Origin of the sequence: Azoarcus sp. CIB, assembly GCF_001190925.1 — a bacterium.
Taxonomy (GTDB): Bacteria; Pseudomonadota; Gammaproteobacteria; order Burkholderiales; family Rhodocyclaceae; genus Aromatoleum.
In genome coordinates this window covers 4,256,979-4,274,183 of sequence record NZ_CP011072.1, presented here as the reverse complement: position 1 = coordinate 4,274,183, position 17,205 = coordinate 4,256,979, and the positions used below count along the sequence as shown (strand labels likewise).

Sequence of the window (17,205 nt, the reverse complement as noted above, 5' to 3'; positions counted from 1 at the left end):
GCTAACCAATGAAAAACTCCAGTGACATTGCGCAGCGTTGGCTTACCGCAGTAACAATCGCTGCGATGATTCTCACGGCAGCCCCGCAGCTTTGGTCGACGAGCGTCGATTTCGCGCATCACTATGCTTTGGTGGCCCGTCTCTCTGAATTCTGGGCAATGCCGTTGGGTGTCGATCCGTCGCTCGGCGAAATGAACCAATACCCGCGCTACGCGCATGTTGCCGCGGCAATCGTGGGTATTCTTGTAAATTCGCCTTTGCTGGGGATGCATCTTGTCGGTGTCATCGCGTTCGTTCTGCTCTGGTACTTCATTTCGGCGATCCTGCTACGCCAGGATGATGTTGATCTTCCTGCGAGCCTCATTTTTGCAGTCGCCATGCTGGCCATCGCCGGCAGGATGGGGCTTGAAATTCATGGGTACGAAATCGTTGAAAACTATTTTTTCTCTCAGGTGGTCGGCCAGGCTGTTGTATTTCTTGCGCTAGTTGTACATGCGTGGGGTAATGATAAATATGGTTCGCCCTTGGCCGGTTATGTAGTGCTGGCGATCTTCGGGGTATTGTCTGCCGGTATTCACCTCTTGCCGGCTATGGAGTTGCTGGGGATTTTGGTCATTTATTTTGTGACGGATTTGTTTATTATTAAACCGGCACGCAGGGCGATCCCGTTGTTTGGCGTTTTAATTCTCATTGCGGCAGGAACGGCGTTGATTATGCACCCAAGTTTCGCAGCAATGAAAGTGATAGCTGCGCATAACGGGGGGATGCACCTTAAATTCACTCCTACGCTAAATAGTATGACTGCACTATGTGTGGTCGTCATCGCTCTTTCTGTTATTGGTTTAGTGATGTCGCTCAGAGACGCTGCGCGGACGAGGGCATACCCTGCGATTCGAATCGTCTCTGCCTACGGACTGGTTGTTGCGGGACTCTTCTTGCTTCAACGTGTTAGCTTTTTCTTTGGTCAGGGCTCCGAGTATGCGTGCAAGAAGTACGGGTTTGGGCTAAATACTGCGGCGGTGCTCTTGCTTGCTCTTTTTGTTCCAAAGGTGGTGAAGTGGTTTGCGCCTAGCTTCGTGGAGAGGTGGCGTGCCGTAGTGAAGGCGCTTTGCGGTGGCGTCCGGTTTGTTTTTCCGGCCGTAATTCTTGTGTGCGGGGTCTTAGTAGTGTCGCCGGGTGGGTCGGTTGCAAACGTAAAGCGACTGTCAGAAGTTGAGTCCGTTACACGGGGCTTTCACGCCGAGAATCCATTGCCCGGCGATGGGAGAAGTGATGTTTTTCTTGGGGGGCGGACGCGTCGAGTAGATGACTATCTGATGACAATAGCTCCCCTTCATCACCCTCGAGATGGCGATGCGCATTCGATTTTCTATCAGGGAGCGCTTCCGAAAGATGGCTCAAAGTTACGCTATGTTATTACCGATGAAGACAGCGGCCTTCGGAGCCAAGAGTGTGTAAAGTCCAGGCTTGCCGCAGGTTTGATGGTCGTGGATGCTCAGTGCGCTATTGCGCAAGGACGGCTATGTCGGGATTTTATTGACTTTTCAGAATCAGGAAACTCGTTGCTCGCTTCTGTCGATGGCTTTAGCCTTCCGGAGTCATTTGGGCGTTGGTCTGATCAGAGTGTCGCTCGGTTTTCGTGTGTTCTACCCGATAGGCTTTCCGGACGCGTTAAGTACCTTCGTATTATTTTCGCCTCGGCGTATGTTGGGAACTCCACGGCGCAGCGGGTGACGATTGTGGTTAATAACTCGGCGCGGAAAACCGTTGAATTGAGCGGTGGTCCTAGCGATGTTGTTCTCGATATTGGCAACGTGGACTTCGGTACTGATAGGGTTGTCACAGTGGATTTTGATATTCCTGGAGCGGTTGCTCCCCAAGAAATTGGCCGAGGTGCAGATCCGAGGAGGCTTGGGGTAGCGATTAAGAGTATTTCGATAGTGAGCGAGTCGTGAGTGTGTCTCGGTTAGGCGCGCATGACAAGCGGAGCTGGTTTCAAAAATGATGGCGATGACGAACGGATCAAGTGTCGCAGCCAGGAGCTTGTTCGCACTGTGTGCTGTCGTGGTTCTTTACGCCGCCGTTTTGATTTTGGGTGGGGTAGGGGCCATCTTGGATGCATGTTACAGAGTCGGTTTTTCGGGTGCGGTGGCGCTACTACTCCTGTCTCTTACAAATTTGGCATTACGATTCGTGCGATGGTTTGTGCTTCTGGGGTGTGGCCGGAAGGGGGTAGGTATTGGAAGACTCATATGGGTTTATCTCTCAGGCTTCGCGTTTTCGATTTCTCCGGGCAAGTTGGGTGAGGTCTTCCGCGGGGTCTTGCTAAAGAGGTGCGGAGTTTCACATGAGGTGAATTTTTCATTGTTCGTGTGCGAGCGAGCGCTCGACCTGATCGCAGTGTTGGCAATGGCGGCGATCGGCACGCTGTACGTCAGTGACTTCGGTGGCGTATATGTTTTTGTGCCGGCAACTGCAATGCTTGTGACTTTCGTGCTCGTGCTTCGCACGGGGATGTTCGACCGTCTGCACAAAGGTACGAGGGATGCTTCCTCCCGCCTGCTCCGGTTCATTCATTTTGTGTCGGGGGCCTTAGCTCTGGTCCGGCATTCATTGTTTTCCCGGCGTGCGGCAATCGGCCTATTGCTGGGGCTCGGCGCGTGGTCCGCTTCGGCCTTTGGGCTTTCCATTATCGTGCAGTCGCAAAGCTACGAAGTCGGGTTTCTTCAGGCCGTCGGAATCTTCGCGCTGTCCATGCTGGGGGCCGCGCTGGCCGGCGTCGTTGGAGGCGTCGGTGGCGCGGAGTCGGTGATGGTGTTGGGGCTGACCGCGGCCGGCATTCTTCTTCCAGAGGCAATCGCCGTCACAATGATTAGCCGCGTGACGACAATCGGGGTTTCCGTATCCGTCGGAGTATTCGCGCTATTCGTGGCTGCCCGTGCATGCAGGGAGAAAGGACTGGGAGGTGAAGAGGTCTAGCGGGGACGGCGCGTCGGACTCCGGCGCTGCGGACTTTTTGGTGCGTTTTTCTTGATGTCTTTGTTGTGGATGGGTTATCAATGTCTATGAAAACTGCGGTCGTCACCGGCATTTCGGGCCAGGATGGCGCTTATCTTGCTGAGCTCTTGCTGGAAAAGGGATACAGGGTCTACGGGACTTACCGGCGGACGAGCTCGGTCAATTTCTGGCGTATCGAGGAGCTGGGGATACAGAATCATCCGAATCTCCATCTTGTCGAATACGATCTCACTGATTTGTCCTCAAGCATTCGCCTTCTTCAGACCACCGGGGCGACCGAGGTCTACAACTTGGCGGCGCAGAGCTTCGTCGGCGTTTCGTTCGAACAGCCAATCACGACGGCGGAGATAACGGGGGTCGGCCCGGTGAATCTGCTCGAGGCTATCCGCATCGTCGATCCGCAGATTCGCTTCTATCAGGCCAGTACGTCGGAAATGTTTGGTAAGGTTCAGGCGATTCCGCAGGTCGAGTCGACACCGTTTTATCCCCGGAGCCCATATGGCGTAGCCAAGCTCTATGCGCATTGGATGACGGTAAATTACCGCGAGAGCTACGGCATTTTCGGTACGAGCGGTATCCTTTTCAACCACGAGTCGCCACTGCGTGGGCGTGAGTTCCTTACTCGCAAGGTGTCGGACAGCATTGCGAAGATCAAGCTGGGCAAGCTGGATGTGCTGGAGCTTGGGAACCTCGATGCGAAGCGCGACTGGGGATTTGCCAAGGAGTATGTTGAGGGCATGTGGCGCATGCTGCAGGCCGACACGCCGGATACCTATGTGCTAGCGACGAATCGCACCGTTACCGTGCGAGATTTCGTAACGATGGCTGGCAAGGCGGCTGGTTACGAGTTGCGGTGGGAGGGCAAGGAGGACCGGGAAATCGGCGTCGATCGCATTTCGGGTCGTACGTTGGTGCGCGTGAATCCGAAGTTTTATCGCCCGGCGGAAGTGGAGCTACTGATCGGCAATCCGGAGAAGGCCAAACGCGAGCTGGGTTGGGAGCCCAAGACGACGCTGGAGCAGTTGTGTCAGATGATGGTCGAGGCGGACATCCGCCGCAATGAGCGCGGATTCTCCTTCTGACCGGACATGTGATGAAGCGAGCGCTGATTACGGGCGTCAAGGGCTTTACCGGCCGATATGTTGCCGCGGAGTTGGAGGCACACGGCTGGGAAGTGTGGGGCACGGGCGCGCACGACGAACCCGGCGGTGCCCGGTATCGGCACGTTGACCTGGCGGACGCCGCCGGCCTGCGAGAGGTGATCTCGGAAGTGCGGCCGGATGCGGTGGTTCACCTCGCGGCGATTGCCTTTGTGGGCCACGGCGATGCCGACGCCTTCTATCGCGTCAACTTGATCGGCACGCGCAACCTCCTGGCCGCGCTGGCTGCCGCCGCGCAGCGGCCTGAGTGCGTGCTGCTCGCGAGCAGCGCGAACGTGTACGGCAACGCGACCGAAGGTGTTCTGAACGAGTCGACGCCGCCGAATCCGGCGAACGACTACGCGGTCAGCAAGCTGGCGATGGAGTGGATGGCGCGCTTGTGGATGGACCAATTGCCGATCGTGATCGCGCGCCCGTTCAACTACACGGGCGTGGGGCAGGCGGAATCCTTCCTGTTGCCGAAGATCGTCGCACACTTCCGTCGGCAAGCCGAAGTGATCGAGTTGGGCAACCTCGATGTGTGGCGCGATTTTTCGGACGTGCGTGCTGTGGCAAGTGCCTATCGCCGCCTTCTGGAAAAGCGGCCGGTCGGCGAAACGCTCAACGTGTGTTCAGGCCGCACCCATTCGCTGCGCGAGGTCATCGCGATCGCTGAGGCGATTACGGGGCATTCGATGCGGGTTGAAGTGAATCCCGCGTTTGTCCGGGCCAACGAGGTTCGGACCTTGTGTGGAAATCCGGGCAGGCTCCGCCAGGTCATTGGCGAATGGGAGACGCCCCCGCTCGACGCAACGCTTCGGTGGATGCTCGTCGGGGACGCGCGTTGAAGGTCATTCTGTCGATTGACCCGATCCGCTATCCGCTCACCGGCATTGGGCGATACACGTACGAATTGGCGCGACAGTTGGAGGGGATGCCGGAGATCAGCGATCTCCGGTATTTCGGCGGAAGTAGCTTCCGGGCGGAGCTTCCATCGGCCTCCGTTGGTCGTGCGCAGGCAGACGGCATTCGGCGCAGGGCGCTGAAAAGCCGCGTTGCGGTCGGCCTTTACAGGCTTGTCGCCCACCGACTTAAGGCTCGCACCTTGCGCGGTTTCGAGTCTTACGTTTTTCACGGACCGAATTTCTATCTTCCGGCGTTCGATGGGTGCAATGTGTTGACCGTGCACGACCTCTCGCCGTATACATGGGCGCATTGTCATCCGCCCGAGAGGGTGCGCTACATGCAGGGCGAGATCGAACGATCGCTCGCCCGGGCACGTATGCTGATCACTGACTCGGAGTTCACTCGACGGGAACTCGCAGATTATTTTTCCTGGCCGATCGAGCGCATCCGTGCCGTGCCGCTGGCTAGTGCTTCCGAGTTCCATATCCGCGATTCAGAGGAGTTGGCTCCGGTGTTGAACCTTTATGGTCTGGCTCCTGGGCGCTACTGTCTCTACGCCGGTACGATCGAGCCGCGTAAAAATGTCAGTACGTTGCTCGATGCCTACGCGGCGTTGTCCCCGTCGGTGCTGAGGCAATGGCCGCTCGTGCTCGTAGGGTATGAGGGGTGGCGTAGCGAGGAAATTCACGCCCGGATTCGGGAGGCTCAAGCGGAAGGGTGGGTGCGTTATCTCGGTTTCGTTCCTGCGGACCATCTTCCGGTGCTTTATTCCGGCGCCCGACTGTTCGCGTTTCCGTCCTTGTATGAAGGGTTCGGCCTGCCCGTGCTGGAGGCGATGGCCTCGGGGGTCCCGGTCGTGTGTTCGGATTCGTCGTCCTTGCCGGAGGTCGTAGGCGAGGCCGCAGCTACCTGTTCGGCGAAGGATGTGGATACCTTGGCCGGGTTGATCGCGCGAGGTCTCGAGGACGAAGTCTGGCGGCGCGATGCGATCGAGAAAGGGCTGCAGAGGGCACGCTGCTTCAGCTGGCAGCGGTGCGCGCAGGAAACGGTCGCCGCCTACCGCGCGGCCGTCCAGTTCTGACTTTCTTGCGACGACGAATTTGTGAAGGTACTACACGTCTATCGCACCTATTTTCCGGATCCCCCCGGCGGGCTTCAGGAGGCCATCCGACAGATTTGTCTGTCGGTGCAGCCTTTCGGGATCGAAAATACGATCTTTACCTTGTCGCGCGACCCCGTTCCTGCGGAGCTTGAGCGGCGCGAGGCGCGGGTGGTGCGTCAGCGCTCCTGGGCGGCGCCGGCATCCTGCGATCTTGGCGGGGTGGCAGCGTTCGCACGGTTTCGTCGGCTCGCCCGCGAAGCAGACGTCATTCATTACCTTTTTCCGTGGCCGTTCGCCGATGTGCTGCATTGGGCTATGCCCCCCGGGAAGCCGGCGCTCCTGACCTACATTTCCGACATCGTGCGACAGCAGTGGATCGGCAAACTCTATTCGCCCCTGATGTGGAGGACGCTGAAGGGTATGGGCGCGATCGTGGCGAATGCTCCGGCGTACGCCCTGACGAGTCCGGTGTTGTCGAATGAGGCGATCCGCGATCGGGTGCGGGTGATTCCGCTCGGAATCGACGAGCAGTCCTATCCACGGGGTGGCGACGATGCGGTTTTCAGCAGGTTGCACCTCGCCGAGGATGAGCCGTTCTTCCTCTTCATCGGGGTTCTGCGCTATTACAAGGGGCTGCACTGTCTGGTGCAGGCCGCAGGGCGAGTTGGGGCGAAGATCGTGATCGCAGGCTCGGGACCGGAGGGGCGAGCCCTGCATAGCCTCGTTGCGACCACTGGGGCGCGCAACGTTGTGTTTGCCGGACAGATTTCGGATGAGGAAAAGGTCGCCCTGCTGCGGCGCTGTCGAGCACTCGTGCTGCCGTCGCACCTGCGTTCCGAAGCGTACGGAATGGTTTTGGTCGAGGCGGCGATGCTCGGGCGGCCGATGATCTCGTGCGAGATCGGGACGGGGACATCGTTCGTCAATGCCGGCGGGGAAACCGGTTTTGTCGTCGAGCCAGGGTGCGCCAGCGCGCTTGCCGAGGCGATGAACCAGCTGTTGGTTGACGATGGGCTTGGCGACCGCATGGGGGCAGCAGCGCGGATGCGATACGAGCGGCTTTTTTCCGGTGAGGCCTTGGGGCGTGAATATGCTGCGCTGTTTCGCGAGGTGGCAAGCAGTTGATTTGCACAGCATGCGCGGCCCCGAGCGGCGGGGCGGTGGTGATTCTCATGTTCACAGGCATGTGCATGAGCTGAATTGCAGGATGAAGCATTGTGACTGCAATGTATACAGTGCGCTCCGGCGATAGCGAGGTAAGTTTATGAAGGTCATGACCGCCAGCGAGGCGAAGACCCACTTCGGTGAATTGCTGGATGCCATGCAGCGCGAGCCCGTGTTGGCGTGGAAGCTTCCGCCTGATCACTCCGGTCGCTGAAGTGTTGCGAGATATATGATGGCTGGCACGCTTGTGACCGGTGGTAGCGGTTTCGTCGGTTCCGCGGTGCTTGCACGTTTGCGTCACCTGGGGGTGCCGGTGTTGGGCGTGGTTCGTAGCGCGGTACCTGCTGCCGGCTGCGTACCTGGGCCGGCGCTCGAACGGGGGGGCGATTGGTCGGGGTTGCTGGAGGGCTGCGGTCTCGTCGTCCATGCCGCTGCGCGCGTCCATGTGATGCGGGACTTGGCGTCCGACCCCTTGGACGCATATCGAGCTGCGAACGTGGATGGGACCTTGAACCTCGCCCGGCAGGCAGCGGCAGCGGGTGCGCGGCGCTTTGTGTTTCTCAGCTCGATCAAGGTGAATGGCGAGGAGACGACGCCGGGGCGTGCCTTTGCTGCGGAAGATTTGCCGTCTCCGCAGGACGCGTACGCGATTTCCAAGGCCGAGGCCGAGGCTGGGCTGAGGGCACTGGCAGCGGAAACCGGGATGGAGGTCGTGATCGTGCGGCCGCCCTTGGTCTACGGGCCGGGCGTGAAGGCCAACTTCCTGAGCCTGATGCGCGCGCTGCGGCGCGGGGTGCCGTTGCCGCTGGGAGCCGTCGTGAGCAATAGGCGTTCGCTGGTGGCGCTGGAAAATCTGGTGGACCTTATCGTGACCTGCATCGAGCATCCCGCCGCGGCGAACCAAACCTTTCTGGTGTCCGACGGCGAGGATTTGTCGACCGTGGGGTTGTTGCGCCGTCTGGCCGCGGCGATGGACGTGCCCGCACGGTTGCTGTCGGTGCCGGTTCCGTTGCTGCAAGGGGTGGCCGCCCTGGTGGGGCGGGGCGTGATGATGCGCCGCTTGTGCGGCAATCTGCAGGTGGACATGACTGAAACGCAGCGGCTGCTTGGGTGGCGACCGCCAGTTGGCGTGGATGAAGCGCTGCGGCGGGCGGCAGAGGGGTTCCGGAGATGAGCAGTCCGGGATATTTCGCTGTGCTCGCACTGGCGGTTGGCGGAGGCTCGGCAGTGCTGACGGGCGTGTTGCGCCGCTATGCGCTCGCGCACAGCCTCATCGACGTTCCGAATGCGCGCAGTTCGCATCAGGTGCCGACCCCGCGCGGGGGAGGGGTGGCGATCGTACTGGGAATGCTGGCGGCCCTGCCGGTGCTGTTTTTGGGCGGGGCTCTCGATGCTTCGTTGCTGTGGGCCTTGGCGGGGGCTGGCGGGCTGGTGGCGGCGGTGGGTTTTTTCGACGATCACGGTCACGTGGCGGCGCGGTGGCGGCTGCTCGCGCATTTCGCCGGGGCGGCGTGGGCACTCGCTTGGCTGGGCGGAAGCCCGCCGCTGTCGGTGTTCGGTGGCACGGTGGCGACGGGTTGGGCCGGGGCCGTGCTAGCGGCGGTGTATCTCGTGTGGGTGCTGAACCTGTACAACTTCATGGACGGCATCGACGGGATCGCCGGCGTCGAGGCGATTTGCGTGTGCGTTGGCGGGGCAGCGTTGTACGCGCTGTCCGGCCAGATGGTGCTGGCAATGGTGCCGCTGGCGCTGGCGGCGGCGGTGACGGGATTCCTTTGCTGGAACTTCCCGCCTGCGAAGATTTTCATGGGGGATGCGGGTAGCGGTTTCCTCGGTATCGTGCTCGGCGTGCTGTCCTTGCATGCCGGGTGGATCTCGCCGGAGCTGTTGTGGGGCTGGCTGATTCTCCTCGGCGTGTTTGTCGTCGATGCAACGTGGACGCTCTTGCGCCGACTGGTGCAGGGGCGGCGCATCTACGAAGCACATCGCAGCCATGCGTATCAGCACGCAGCGCGACGGTTCGGGCGCCACCTTCCGGTGACCCTTTTCATTTGCGCAACCAATCTGTTCTGGCTGCTTCCGCTTGCTCTCGCCGTCGGTGCAGGCCATGTTGGGGGCTTGCCTGGGATTGCCATAGCATATGCTCCTCTGTTTCTCCTCGCCGTTGCCCTGCGTGCGGGAGAAGAGGAAGGCTGCGCGGCGTGAGGCGCAACGATCCGAAGGTTTGCTCAATGTGAGCAGCCTTCTTGTGGCGAAATGTTGCGTTGCAGAATATCCATTGAGATCCGAGTAGAATGCCATCGGCGCAAACTTCTGCGAGCATCTTGCCCCCGAGGAACCGGTCAGTATGAAGTGGTTGAGCCGTTCCGCCCTTGTCCTGTTGTTCGACCTCGTCGCCGCGTGCGCTGCCTGGGTCGGCACGTATCTCTTGCGGTTCAACTTCGAGTGGCCTGCGGAATACGGGGCGCAGATCGGTCTGGGATTGCTGGTTCTGCTGCCGGTTCATGGCATCGTCTGTCGTCGGGCCGGCCTCTACCGCGGCATGTGGGTATTCGCCAGCCTGCCGGACCTCGCTCGCGTGTTGCGTGCAGTTGCGATTTCCTCTCTAGCTGTCTGGGCTTTTGTTGCGCTGTATCGTGCGCAGCCGGTTGTTCCCCGCTCGACGCTCTTGCTCTATCCGATCCTCCTTGCCGTGATCATGGCTGGGGGGCGTGCCGCATACCGCATGTGGAAGGAGCATCGGCTCTACGGTGGTTTGGTAGCAAAGGGCAAACCTGTGGTGATCGTCGGCGCGGGGCGCGGGGGCGCGATGCTGGTGCGTGAGCTCCAGCGCAGCGCGGATTGGAGGGTGATCGGTCTAGTCGATGACGACGAGAGCAAGTGGGGGCGAGAGCTTCTCGGATTGCCTGTGCTGGGGTCCGTCGAGGAATTGCCGGAGATTCTCGCGAGTGAACGTGTTCAGCATGTGATCCTGGCGATGCCTTCGGCCGCGACGCGTGTGCGCCGCCACGCGACCGATCTGTCAGTCCGGTCCGGAGCGAAGGTGTTCACCGTGCCGGGGCTCGAGGACGTGATGGGCGGCCGGGTGGCGGTGGCGTCGATCCGGCGCGTGGATATCGAGGACCTGCTCGGGCGCGAGCCGGTGTGGATCGACACGCCGCACGTCGAGGCCATGCTGCACGGCAAGGTTGTGCTCGTGACGGGGGCGGGCGGGTCGATCGGAAGTGAGCTGTGCCGCCAGTTGTCGCGCTTTACTCCGGCACGCGTGGTGCTATTCGAGCAGAACGAATTTGCCCTGTACACGATAGAGCAGTGGTTTGCGCAGAATTGCCCCGAACTCGCGGTCGTTCCACTCGCGGGTGACGTGAAGGATGCAGCGCGCCTCGATGAGGTGTTCGCCGCATGGCGGCCTCAGGTCGTGTTCCACGCGGCCGCGTACAAGCATGTGCCCTTGATGGAGGTTGGTAACGCGTGGCAGGCTGTGCGCAACAACGTGCTAGGCACTTTGCGCGTGGCCGAGGCTGCCCAGCGTCATGCCGCCGAGCGCTTCGTGTTGATTTCCACCGACAAGGCAGTGAACCCGACCAACGTCATGGGGGCAAGCAAGCGGCTCGCCGAGCTGCTCTGTCAGGCGCTGCAGGACCGAAGCGATTCGACGCAGTTCGAAATGGTGCGTTTCGGCAATGTGCTTGGTAGCACGGGCAGCGTGATTCCGAAGTTCCAGGAGCAGATCGCGCGTGGCGGGCCGGTGACGGTGACGCATCCGGAGATCAACCGTTACTTCATGTCGATTCCCGAGGCGGCGCAGTTGGTGTTGCAGGCAGCGTCGATGGGGCAGGGTGGCGAAATATTCGTTATGGATATGGGGCAGCCCGTAAAGATCGTCGATCTGGCTCGCAACATGATCCGCTTGTCGGGTTTCTCCGAAGACGAGATCCGCATCGAGTTCACCGGCCTGCGTCCGGGCGAGAAGCTGTACGAGGAGCTGCTTGCCGACACGGAGGAAACGCGCGAGACGCCCCATCCGAAACTGCGCATCGCCCGTGCTCGTCCGGCAGTGGCGTCGCTGCTTGCCGAGCTGAATACTTGGCTGATGCAGAACGGGACGTTTACCGACGACGAGGTGCGCCGCGGACTGCTGCGCTGGGTGCCCGAGTATGTTCCGATGGGTGGGCGCCCGGCCTTGCGTGTGGTCGAGGGAGAACGGGGCTTCGTGCGCGCGGGCAGCAAGGCCTGACGGAGCGAGTTAATTGTGTGGGAGCGGCTGAAGCTGCCCCTACAGGGGAATCGGCGGTGATTCGCGACTGAAGCAGCTCCGACGCGATAGAATTTCGCGACGGATTTCTTGTAGCGCACCCGATTTTCATGGCCAGTTTCGCGGTAGGTGACATCCAGGGTTGTTATTCAGTGCTTCAGCGTCTGCTGGAGCGGATCGCTTTCGACCCGAAGGAGGATCGCCTGTGGGTCGTGGGCGACATGGTGAATCGCGGCCCCGAGTCGGTGCAGACGCTCCGCTTCCTTTCGGGTCTGGGCGAGGCGGCGACGATCGTGCTGGGGAACCACGATCTCTATCTCCTGATGGTCGCGGCAGGACACAAGAGGCTGGACGACGATGACACCCTGTTCCAGGTGCTGGAGGCGCCGGACCGTGACGAGTTGCTGGCGTGGGTCGCGACCTTGCCGCTGATGCATGTCGAGGGCGATTTCGCGATGGTGCATGCGGGGCTGCTGCCACAGTGGAGCGTGGCACGGGCGGCGGAACTCGCGGAGGATGTGAGTGCCGCACTGGTTGGTCCGGATGCGCAGGACTTGCTCAAGCATCTCGGAGGCAACGAGCCGGATGCTTGGTCGGAGAACCTGACCGGGTTGGAGCGCCATCGGGTCGTCGTCAATGCGCTCACTCGCATGCGCTTCTGCAGCGCTGACGGGCGCATGGCATTGCAGGCGAAGGGTTCGCCGATGCGCGCGCCGGCCGGCACGATGCCGTGGTTTACGGCACCCGGGCGCCTGAGCACGACCCATACGATCGTCTGCGGCCATTGGTCGGCGCTGGGCTTCTACCGGACGCCGGGCCTCATCGCGCTCGATTCCGGTTGCGTGTGGGGCGGCAAGCTGACGGCGGTGCGCCTCGAGGACGGCCAGGTCTTCCAGGTTCAGGCGTAGACTCTGCGTTCTGGTCGTTGGTGCGTGATGTTGTATAATTCATGCACACGAATCTGTAACGATTAGTCCCATGAGAACTCATGTAGAGCTCGACGATCAGCTTTTGACCCAAGTCGTTCAACTTGGGCATTTCCCGACGAAGAAAGCGGCGATCAATGCAGCCTTGTTCGAATTCGCAAGAACGCTCAAGCGAAGGGAGTTGCTCGCCTTGCGGGGGAAGGTCGACTGGCGCGGGAATCTTGACGATTTGCGCTCGCCGCGCGCGGGCGCAGACCGATAATGTTGGTGGATACGTCGGTCTGGATCGACTTCTTCAATGGGTACGACTCCCGTGCGTCAATGCGATTGGCCGATGCCATCGCCGAGGGGGAGTCGATCGCTGTTCCGGGCATTGTGCTTACGGAGATTTTGCTCGGGCTCAGGGACGACGCGGAGGCGGCGCGCATCGCGGATCTGCTGGGCGCATTCGAGGAGATCGCCGATCCCACGAGGGCGGATTACGCCGAGGCCGCGCGGATTTACCGCGTTTGTCGCCTACGGGGCTTCACCATCCGTTCGACGATAGATTGCCTGATTGCTCAGTTGTGCCTGCGGGATGGCATTCCTCTGCTCACCAAGGATCGCGATTTCAAGGCAATTGCGCAGTGCCTGCCTCTACAGTTGTTTGAGCCCTGATCGAATTTGCTGCCTTCGGTTCATGAGGGTAGTCGTCGACGGGTGAGGATGCGTTCGTGAATTCAGTGTCCTCCCGCCCGATCGTGCTGACGATTGCGTCGTGCGCCCTCCGCGCAATTTCGCGGCGCGACGTGTCTTTCGTGGTCGATAGGGGATCTATTACAACCACTCGCGCGATGAATCGCGGTTCTGCGATGATCGCTGCGAGGCTCTGGCCGAGGCTGACGTCTCCATCGTAGGCCGGGGCGCGGCTGAAGGTGCCGTCAGGGGCGTGGTATGAAAGGGCTACCGGCTGGATAGCGTGACCGCATTCGATCGCCGGCTGCAGCAGCGCGGCGTGGAAGTGCAGGACGTGGCTGCCGTCGGTGGTGGTGCCTTCAGGGAAGACCGCGACATTGCGTCCGGCATCGAGCCGGGCGGCGATCTCCGCGTTGATGATTTTCGCGTGACCGCGGCTGCCGCGGCGCAGGAAGACGGTTTCGTTCCTGGCTGCGAGGCAGCCGATCAACGGCCAGCCGCGCACCTCAGCCTTGGACACGAAGGCCGAGGGCGCGAGGGCGTTGATGACGAAGATGTCCAGCCACGAAATGTGGTTGGCGACCAGCATGCAGCCGGGCTGGATCGCCTGGCCGGCCACCCGCAGTTCGACGCCGAGTATGGCAAGCAGCTTTTGCGACCAGCGGCGGCGCAGGTTGCGGTGCGTCGCTTCATCGGTCAGCCGATAGACGGCGAGAACCGTGAGCAACCCTTGCGCAACGTGCAGTGCGAGGCGCAGGTAGCGCCACGCCCGCAGCCAGCGTGGCGCGGGTGGGCAGGGCTGCGGTTGAGTGGCGTGCGTTTTCAGTCTTGGCGTTCCATGAAGTGCTTGGCGTAACGTCCGTCGAGTCGGTTCATCGACAGCAGGATGGGCAGGTCGGCGGTGTTGAAGTCGGGGTCCCAGGCCGGTTCGCCGCAGATCCACGCGCCGGCGCGCAGGTAGCCCTTGACGAGCGGCGGCGCGTCGCCCGGCAGGTCCTTGCGCAGGTGCTCGAGGGGCAGGGGGCAGCGCGGGAAGACGCGGTACTCGAGCGGTGCGCCGTGCTCGTCCTTCAGGCGATTGTACAGGCTGGCGGCAGTGTGTCCGCCGTCGGCCATGCTGACGGAGGCGCAGCCGATCAGGTAGTCGTAGCCGTTTTCCCGCATGTAGCGGGCAAGGCCGGCCCACAGCAGCGTGATGACGGCGCCGCTGCGGTAGTCGGCGTCGATGCACGAGCGGCCGATCTCGACGATGCGGTTGCGCAAGTGCTGCAGGCGCGTGAGGTCGAATTCGTTTTCGGAGTAGTAGCCGCCGACCTTGCGCGCGGCAGCGGGCGACAGGATGCGATAGGTGCCGACAATGCGCCCGGCACCCTCGTCGCGCACGATCAGGTGCTCGCAGTAGGGGTCGTAGATGTCGCGGTCGACGCCCGGCGTGCGGCTCGGCAGGCGGGCGCCCATTTCGTCGGCGAATACGCGGTAGCGCAGCTTCTGCGCTTCGAGGATCTCGGTTTCGCAGCCTGCGAGCCCGACGTGCAGATTACGGGTGCGGCGTTCCGCGGTGTGCGCCTGTTTCTGAAGCATGGCTTTCATCCTTGTTCTGGCGTGTTCCCCGCATTGTCGAAATGCTGCGTTGCGGTGCCATGACGAGGGCGTTACGATGGGGTGACGAAATCGAGTTCCGTCCGTTTGGGGAGAGTCAATGGAAAACTGTGTGTTCTGCCGCATCGTGAAGGGGGAGCTGCCCGCCTCCAGGGTGTTCGAGGACGAGTCGACGCTGGTGTTCATGGATCTGCAGTCGGTGAATCCCGGCCACATGCTGGTGGTCGTCAAGCCGCACCGTGCGAATATCTATGAACTCGACGACGAGCTGGCGGGTGCCGCTTTCCGCACCGCGGCCCGCATGGCGCGTGCGGTGAAGGCGGTCGTCGGCTGCGAAGGGGTGACGCTGCTGCAGGCGAACGAGAAGGCGGGGGCCCAGACCGTGTTCCACTTCCACATTCACGTCGTGCCGCGCTGGGAGGGCGACGGCATGGCGCTGGCGTGGCCGGCGAAGAATCCTCCGCGCGAGGCGCTCGAGGAGATGGCGGCGAAGCTGCGGGCGGCGCTGTAGGGGCAATGCTGCGGCGCCCTATAATGGCGGGATTATCCTTCCTCCGGGTTATTGAATGTCCATCCTCGTCTGCGGCTCCATGGCTTACGACACGATCATGGTGTTCCACGATCGTTTCAAGCGCCACATCCTTCCCGAGCAAATCCACATCCTGAACGTGTCGTTTCTCGTGCCGGACATGCGGCGCGAATTCGGCGGGTGCGCCGGGAACATCGCCTACAACCTGAAACTGTTGGGCGCGGAACCGCTGATCATGGCGACCGTGGGGGACGACGCGGAGCCCTACCGCCTGCGCCTGCAGCGGCTCGGGCTGCGCCAGGATCACGTGAAGCACGTACCGGACAGCTTCACCGCACAGGCCTTCATCACCACCGATCTCGACGACAACCAGATCACGGCCTTTCACCCCGGAGCGATGAACTACTCGCACCTCAATCGGATCCAGGACGCGAACGGCGTGAAGCTCGGTATCGTCTCGCCGGACGGCCGCGACGGCATGCTGAACCATGTCGCGCAGTTCGCCGACGCGGGAATCCCCTTCGTGTTCGATCCGGGCCAGGGGTTGCCGTTGTTCTCGGGCGAGGAGCTGCTGCATTGCCTGAACCAGGCTACCTATTGCACGGTCAATGATTACGAAGCGCGCCTGCTGTGCGAGCGGACCGGGCGTACGATCGAACAGTTGGCGGAAAGCGTCGAGGCGCTGGTTGTCACGCTGGGACCCGAAGGCTCGCGCATCTATGCGGAAGGACGTTGCATCGAGATTCCGTGCGTGCCGACCGATGAAGTGGTCGATCCGACCGGATGTGGCGATGCCTACCGGGCGGGTCTGCTGTACGGGATTGCAGAAGCTTACGATTGGACGCGGACCGGGCGCTTGGCGTCCCTGATGGGATCGATCAAGATCGCCAGTCGCGGCGGGCAGAATCACGCGCCGGATCGCGACGCGATCGCCGCGCGTTATGCGAAGGAATTTGGAGAGGCATTATGGTGATGGGTGCGAGGCAGTGTGCCGTTACAGCGGCATTTGCCATGTCGGTGCTGGGACTCGGGCTGGGTGGTTGCGCGACCGGGCTGGGCGGCGAGACCTACTCGCGCGGCGAAGCACGCCGGGCAATGACGGTGCAGTACGGTGTGGTCGAATCGGTTCGCTACGTGAAACTCGAGGGCACCAAGACCCCGATCGGCGCACTCGGGGGGGCGGCGATCGGCGGCATTGCGGGCAGTGGCATCGGCGAAGGGCGTGGTGCGGCGATCGCGACGGTGATCGGTGCGGTCGCAGGCGGCCTTGCCGGTTCGGCGATCGAGGAGGGCGCGACGCGCTCTCAGGGCGTGGAGGTCACCGTCCGGCTCGAGAACAATCAGCTCATGGCGGTCGTTCAGGACGACAAGGGCGAGGATTTCCGGTCCGGCGATTCGGTCCGCATCGTGCGCGACGGATCGACCACGCGCGTGACGCGCTGAGCCTGGCCCCGGGCTGATTGGGAGTTCAGGCTCCGATCAGCCCAGCAGGACCAGTCCCCAAACGCAGGCAAGATTGACGAGCGCAAGCAGGACGGCGGCGCTGCCGATGTCCTTCGCCCGCTTGGCCAGCAGGTGGCGTTCGAGCGAAACCCGGTCGACCGTCGCCTCGATCGCCGAATTGATCAGCTCCACAATCATCACGAAGAGCACGCTGCCGATGAGCAGGGCCTTGCCCGCCCCGGTTACGGGCATGAACAGCGCGAGCGGGATGAGAATGGCGGCGAGGATGCACTCCTGGCGGAAGGCGTCCTCGTGCCGGAAGGCTGCGCTCAGGCCGTCGAACGAGTAGCGCAGGGCGTTGAACAGGCGGGTGAGTCCGGTCTTGCCCTTGAACGGGCTTTCGTGATGCTCGTGGTGCGGCTGGGTCATGGGGTGGCGTCGCGTGAGTG

General features: G+C 61.8%; 18 protein-coding genes. 15 read left to right on the top strand and 3 right to left on the bottom strand.

What is annotated here, in order from left to right:
* The first annotated feature begins 8 nt into the window (after window positions 1-8).
* The 12 genes from AzCIB_RS24310 to vapC all read left to right on the top strand — a co-directional run bounded on the left by AzCIB_RS24310 (window position 9) and on the right by vapC (window position 13,167).
* Window positions 9-1,955 (top strand): DUF7024 domain-containing protein, encoded by a 1,947-nt coding sequence (locus tag AzCIB_RS24310; RefSeq protein ID WP_157058532.1) that lies wholly within the window; start codon window positions 9-11, stop codon window positions 1,953-1,955.
* A gap of 46 nt (window positions 1,956-2,001) precedes the next feature.
* Window positions 2,002-2,979 (top strand): flippase-like domain-containing protein, encoded by a 978-nt coding sequence (locus AzCIB_RS23915; protein WP_083447075.1) that lies wholly within the window; start codon window positions 2,002-2,004, stop codon window positions 2,977-2,979.
* An 86-nt stretch (window positions 2,980-3,065) separates the two neighbouring features.
* Window positions 3,066-4,100, top strand: a complete 1,035-nt coding sequence (gene gmd / locus AzCIB_RS19120) for a GDP-mannose 4,6-dehydratase (RefSeq protein WP_050418457.1) — start codon at window positions 3,066-3,068, stop codon at window positions 4,098-4,100.
* Window positions 4,101-4,111: 11 nt separating this feature from the next.
* A complete protein-coding gene (locus tag AzCIB_RS19115) occupies window positions 4,112-5,005 on the top strand; it encodes a GDP-mannose 4,6-dehydratase (protein ID WP_050417355.1) in 894 nt (297 codons plus the stop codon).
* Window positions 5,002-6,144 carry a glycosyltransferase family 4 protein gene (locus tag AzCIB_RS19110; protein WP_050418456.1) on the top strand — a complete coding sequence of 381 codons (1,143 nt, stop codon included), beginning with the start codon at window positions 5,002-5,004 and terminating at the stop codon, window positions 6,142-6,144. The genes AzCIB_RS19115 and AzCIB_RS19110 overlap by 4 nt, the downstream gene beginning before the upstream one ends.
* Before the next feature lie 21 nt (window positions 6,145-6,165).
* Window positions 6,166-7,290 carry a glycosyltransferase gene (locus tag AzCIB_RS19105; protein WP_050417354.1) on the top strand — a complete coding sequence of 375 codons (1,125 nt, stop codon included), beginning with the start codon at window positions 6,166-6,168 and terminating at the stop codon, window positions 7,288-7,290.
* Between the two features lie 268 nt (window positions 7,291-7,558).
* Window positions 7,559-8,503, top strand: a complete 945-nt coding sequence (locus tag AzCIB_RS19100; protein WP_050417353.1) for an NAD-dependent epimerase/dehydratase family protein — start codon at window positions 7,559-7,561, stop codon at window positions 8,501-8,503.
* Window positions 8,500-9,534 carry an MraY family glycosyltransferase gene (locus AzCIB_RS19095; protein ID WP_050417352.1) on the top strand — a complete coding sequence of 345 codons (1,035 nt, stop codon included), beginning with the start codon at window positions 8,500-8,502 and terminating at the stop codon, window positions 9,532-9,534. Before AzCIB_RS19100 ends, AzCIB_RS19095 begins: the two co-directional genes overlap by 4 nt.
* Before the next feature lie 175 nt (window positions 9,535-9,709).
* Complete coding sequence (locus AzCIB_RS19090) at window positions 9,710-11,566, top strand: polysaccharide biosynthesis protein (protein ID WP_232299271.1); 1,857 nt, start codon at window positions 9,710-9,712, stop codon at window positions 11,564-11,566.
* Window positions 11,567-11,694: 128 nt separating this feature from the next.
* On the top strand, window positions 11,695-12,492 hold the full coding sequence (locus AzCIB_RS19085; protein WP_050417350.1) for a symmetrical bis(5'-nucleosyl)-tetraphosphatase: 798 nt from the start codon (window positions 11,695-11,697) through the stop codon (window positions 12,490-12,492).
* Window positions 12,493-12,562: 70 nt separating this feature from the next.
* Window positions 12,563-12,772, top strand: coding sequence for a type II toxin-antitoxin system VapB family antitoxin (locus AzCIB_RS19080; RefSeq protein WP_050417349.1), 210 nt, complete (start codon window positions 12,563-12,565; stop codon window positions 12,770-12,772).
* Window positions 12,772-13,167: a type II toxin-antitoxin system VapC family toxin gene (vapC, locus tag AzCIB_RS19075; protein WP_050417348.1), complete on the top strand. Its 396-nt coding sequence runs from the start codon at window positions 12,772-12,774 to the stop codon at window positions 13,165-13,167. Before AzCIB_RS19080 ends, vapC begins: the two co-directional genes overlap by 1 nt.
* Here the strand turns inward: vapC and AzCIB_RS19070 are convergent.
* Window positions 13,121-13,912: a lysophospholipid acyltransferase family protein gene (locus AzCIB_RS19070; protein WP_083447074.1), complete on the bottom strand. Its 792-nt coding sequence runs from the start codon at window positions 13,910-13,912 to the stop codon at window positions 13,121-13,123. The two genes, vapC and AzCIB_RS19070, sit on opposite strands and share 47 nt — an antisense overlap.
* Window positions 13,913-14,007: 95 nt before the next feature.
* A complete protein-coding gene (locus AzCIB_RS19065) occupies window positions 14,008-14,766 on the bottom strand; it encodes a GNAT family N-acetyltransferase (protein ID WP_050417347.1) in 759 nt (252 codons plus the stop codon).
* Between the two features lie 118 nt (window positions 14,767-14,884).
* On the opposite strand from AzCIB_RS19065, the gene AzCIB_RS19060 reads away from it, so the two are divergent.
* Genes AzCIB_RS19060 through AzCIB_RS19050 form a run of 3 tightly spaced genes read left to right on the top strand, consistent with a single transcriptional unit; the run spans window position 14,885 to window position 16,756 of the window.
* Entirely contained in the window at window positions 14,885-15,295 is a 411-nt protein-coding gene (locus AzCIB_RS19060; RefSeq protein ID WP_050417346.1) for an HIT family protein, read from the top strand.
* A 55-nt stretch (window positions 15,296-15,350) separates the two neighbouring features.
* The gene (locus AzCIB_RS19055) at window positions 15,351-16,286 is read left to right on the top strand and encodes a carbohydrate kinase family protein (protein ID WP_050417345.1); all 936 of its coding nucleotides are present in this window, start codon (window positions 15,351-15,353) and stop codon (window positions 16,284-16,286) included.
* A gap of 38 nt (window positions 16,287-16,324) precedes the next feature.
* Window positions 16,325-16,756, top strand: a complete 432-nt coding sequence (locus tag AzCIB_RS19050; protein ID WP_232299270.1) for an outer membrane lipoprotein — start codon at window positions 16,325-16,327, stop codon at window positions 16,754-16,756.
* 36 nt (window positions 16,757-16,792) lie between these two features.
* Here AzCIB_RS19050 and AzCIB_RS19045 read toward each other — a convergent pair whose 3' ends face one another.
* Window positions 16,793-17,185: a diacylglycerol kinase gene (locus AzCIB_RS19045; protein WP_050417343.1), complete on the bottom strand. Its 393-nt coding sequence runs from the start codon at window positions 17,183-17,185 to the stop codon at window positions 16,793-16,795.
* Window positions 17,186-17,205: the final 20 nt, after the last annotated feature.